General features: G+C 62.6%; 3 protein-coding genes. 2 read left to right on the top strand and 1 reads right to left on the bottom strand.

Translation table 11 applies throughout. The annotated features are described in order from the left end of the window. Positions 1 to 2,318: leucine--tRNA ligase (leuS, locus tag B2V21_RS14685; protein ID WP_286917234.1), on the bottom strand; the 2,318-nt coding region annotated here is incomplete at its 3' end. 252 nt (positions 2,319 to 2,570) lie between these two features. Between leuS and B2V21_RS14680 the strand changes: the two genes are divergently transcribed. Both B2V21_RS14680 and B2V21_RS14675 read left to right on the top strand, forming a co-directional pair. After that, positions 2,571 to 2,897, top strand: a complete 327-nt coding sequence (locus B2V21_RS14680; RefSeq protein WP_286917233.1) for a hypothetical protein — start codon at positions 2,571 to 2,573, stop codon at positions 2,895 to 2,897. Positions 2,898 to 2,956: 59 nt separating this feature from the next. Continuing rightward, positions 2,957 to 3,721, top strand: coding sequence for a YdcF family protein (locus tag B2V21_RS14675; RefSeq protein ID WP_286917232.1), 765 nt, complete (start codon positions 2,957 to 2,959; stop codon positions 3,719 to 3,721). Positions 3,722 to 3,764: the final 43 nt, after the last annotated feature.

Below are 3,764 nucleotides of genomic sequence, written 5' to 3'. Positions count from 1 at the left end.
GTGATCGGTGCCAGCAGCAGGGTCACGGTTTCCAGACCTTCGTGCAGCAAGGCACGATCCTGAGCCGTGGCCTGCGGGGCCTTCTCCAGCACGTTCATCAGCGTCATCACTTGGGCGATGGCGGTGTTGAACTTGTGGTTCTGGCCCACATCCTGACTGGCCTGCTTGATCGCCAGGTGGATCGCGCGGCGAACGGCTTTCTGTTCGTCGTCCAGAGCTGCGACGTCGAGCGGGGCATGCGAACCCTGGCCGACATGTGCCTGCGCCAGACGCCAGACGCGCTTGAGGAAGCGGTGCGAGCCTTCCACGCCGGAGTCGGACCACTCCAGGCTCATGTCCGGTGGCGAGGCGAACATCATGAACAGGCGGCAGGTATCGGCACCGTACTGGTCGATCATCGATTGCGGATCGACGCCGTTGTTCTTCGACTTGGACATCTTCTCGGTGCCGCCGATTTCCACCGGCAGGCCGTCGCTGATGAGTTTGGCCGATACGATCTTGGCCTTGGCATCGCGGACCAGCTCGACGTCGGCTGGGTTGAACCAGGTCTTGCTGCCGTTGGCTTCGAGACGGTAGTAGGTTTCGGCGATGACCATGCCCTGGGTTAGCAGGTTCTTGAACGGCTCGTTGGAGCTGACCAGGCCTTCGTCGCGCATCAGCTTGTGGAAGAAGCGCGCGTACAGCAGGTGCAGGATCGCGTGCTCGATACCACCGATGTACTGATCCACCGGCAACCAGTGGTTGGCAGCGGCCGGATCGACCATGCCGCCTTCATAGTGCGGCGAAGCGTAACGGGCGAAGTACCAGGACGATTCCACGAAGGTGTCCATGGTGTCGGTTTCGCGCTTGGCCGGTGCGCCGCATTTCGGGCAGGTGCACTCGTAGAATTCGGGCATGCGCGCCAGTGGCGAACCGGCACCATCGGGGACCACGTCTTCGGGCAACACGACCGGCAGTTGATCCTCGGGGACCGGAACGTCGCCGCAGGCATCGCAGTGCACGATCGGGATCGGGCAGCCCCAGTAGCGCTGGCGGCTGATACCCCAGTCACGCAGGCGGAACTGGGTGCGCGACTTGCCCAGGTCCTTCTTGATCAAGGCCACTTCGATGGCGTCGAAAGCGCCTTCGAAGTCGAGGCCGTCGAATTCCCCGGAGTTGATCAGCGGACCGTGCTCGTTGTAGGCCGAAACCCATGGCGCAGGCGTCAGGTCGCCCGCACTGGTGCGCACCACCGGCTTGATCGGCAGGTCGTACTTCAAGGCGAACTCGAAATCGCGCTCGTCGTGGGCCGGAACGGCCATGACCGCACCGTCGCCGTAGTGCATCAGTACATAGTTGGCGACCCAGACCGGCAGCTTCTCGCCGGTGAGCGGATGCTCGACGAACAGCGCGGTTGGCATGCCGCGTTTTTCCTGGGTAGCGACGTCGGCCTCGGCCACGCTGCCGCTCTTGCACTCCTCGATGAAGGCCTGCAGCGCGGCATCGGAGCGTGCGGCCAGAGTCGCCAGCGGATGTTCTGCGGCAACGGCAACGTAGGTGGCGCCCATCAGCGTGTCGGGACGTGTGGTGAACACCTTCAACGTCCCGGCCTCACCGATCGAAGACTGATCGTAAGGGAACTGGACTTCCATGCCCTTGGACTTGCCGATCCAGTTGCGCTGCATGGTCTTGACCTGTTCCGGCCAGCCCGGCAGTTCGTCGAGGCTCTCCAGGAGCTCGTCGGCGTATGCAGTGATCTTGAAGTAGTACATCGGTATCTCGCGCTTCTCGATGAGCGCGCCCGAACGCCAGCCACGACCGTCGATGACCTGTTCGTTGGCCAAGACCGTCTGGTCCACCGGGTCCCAGTTCACGGTACCGTTCTTGCGGTAGATCACGCCTTTTTCGAACAGGCGGGTGAACAGCCATTGTTCCCAGCGGTAGTAGTCGGGCTTGCAGGTGGTGACTTCGCGCGACCAGTCGATGGCCAGGCCCAGGCTCTTGAGCTGGGTCTTCATGTAGGCGATGTTTTCGTACGTCCACTTGGCCGGCGCGACGTTGTTCTTCATGGCCGCGTTTTCCGCAGGCATGCCGAAGGCGTCCCAACCCATGGGCTGCAGGACGTTCTTGCCCTGCATGCGCTGATAGCGAGCGATCACATCGCCAATGGTGTAGTTGCGCACGTGCCCCATGTGCAGTTTGCCGCTGGGGTAGGGGAACATCGACAGGCAGTAATACGTGTCCTTGCCTGGCTGTTCACTCACTTCAAAAGACTTCTTCGCATCCCAGAACGACTGGGCGGCGGCTTCGATTTCGCGGGGCTGATAGAGTTCGTGCATGGCTACTTTGCGCTGAGAAATGGGTGACCTTATCCGGCAGCTGCTAAATAGGCTGAGCCTGTTGGCAAGGTACGATGATATTAAACGCCGTAGCATACATGACCCCCCTCTATCGAGGGAAACCTTGATTGCAGCTGCCATGGCTCGACCAAGCGCCTGGCGCGATCCGTTGGTCGCTGCAACCGACTGATTTTCCAGCCAGCGCTAAGCTTGGGGAGGATAGAACGTTTTTTTCTGGAGTGAGGTGAGCCAATGGTAGAGCCGCATATCAAGGCCATGCAGCCTGATGTTTACGAACGTCTCATCGACCGTCTGGGGCTGGCCCTGGACGTGGCCCGAACAGCGGTTCGCCTGCGCGATGAAAAGCCTGCGGAACTGGAGTTGCGTGGCTTGAGCCGGGCCGAGTACGAATTGATCGACGCTTACCTGCATGTCTGTGGCGAGCGCGCCTGTGCCGAGCCGTCGGCCCCCGCTGTGCCGGTACGCAAGGCATCGGCCAAGGTGTACTGGCTGCACGAGCGCGACCGACGCAGGTCGTCCATCGGCAGGGATGGCCGCGGGTATTCCGGGAAACCGTGAGCGCAGTTGTTCGCCAGCGCAGCAACGCTTAGGCTTCGGGCATTTTCTGGAGATGCCCGATGTTTTCACGTTTCATCCTCAAACAGTTGTTGCTGCCGCCCGGAATCTTTTTCGTCCTGTTGCTGGTCGCCTGGTGGCTGCGCCGTCGCTGGCCACGGTTGGCGGGCGCCTGTTTCGTCGCTGGATTAGGTGGGCTATGGCTGATGAGCCTGCCGGTGGTGATGCAGCATGCGGCGAACTGGCTCGAGAGCGAACCGGCACTGCCAGCGCAGGGGTGGAGCACCTTGGCGCAGCGCGCCGACGCCATCGTGATTCTGGGAGCCGGTCGCGAGCGCGGCGACCCGGCCTGGGACGGCATCGATCAGCCGACCGGTGTCGCGCTCGAACGGGTCCGCTACGCGGCCAGGCTGGCCAAGGCGTCCGGGCTTCCGGTGCTGACTTCCGGTGGCCTGCACTATGGCTCGCCGCCCAGCGAGGCGTGGATCATGGCGCAGTCGTTGCGCGACGATTTCGGCACCTCGGCGCGCTGGATGGAAGAGCGCAGCCGCACGACCTGGGAGAACGCCGAGTTCAGCGCCCAGTTACTTGCCGAGCACGGCATCAAGCGTGTGGTGGTGGTCACTCAGGCCTGGCACATGCAGCGCTCGCGGTGGAGCTTCGAACAGCACGGGCTGCAGGTGGTGCCGGCACCGGTGGGCTTTCTGGGTACCGACAATGCACGGCCGCTGGGAGGGTGGTTGCCTGAAAGCAAGGCGATCTGGCAGAACGGCCAGCTGCTCAATGAAGCGGTGGGGTTGGTGGGGTACAAGATGTTTTATCGGTGATCTCGAGGGCCTCTTCGCGGGCAGAGGGCTCGCCGCCCGCCCC

Origin of the sequence: Pseudomonas sp. UBA6276 (assembly GCF_002438365.1) — a bacterium.
Taxonomy (GTDB): Bacteria; Pseudomonadota; Gammaproteobacteria; order Pseudomonadales; family Pseudomonadaceae; genus Aquipseudomonas; species Aquipseudomonas coleopterorum.
The sequence above is the reverse complement of the archived record's forward strand: the minus strand, read 5'-3'. Positions and strand labels throughout refer to the sequence as shown.

Excerpts from the sequence above, each read along its gene's own strand:
- B2V21_RS14675 (WP_286917232.1), top strand. The coding sequence starts at position 2,957 with ATGTTTTCACGTTTCATCCTCAAACAGTTGTTGCTGCCGCCCGGAATC.
- B2V21_RS14680 (WP_286917233.1), top strand. The coding sequence starts at position 2,571 with ATGGTAGAGCCGCATATCAAGGCCATGCAGCCTGATGTTTACGAACGT.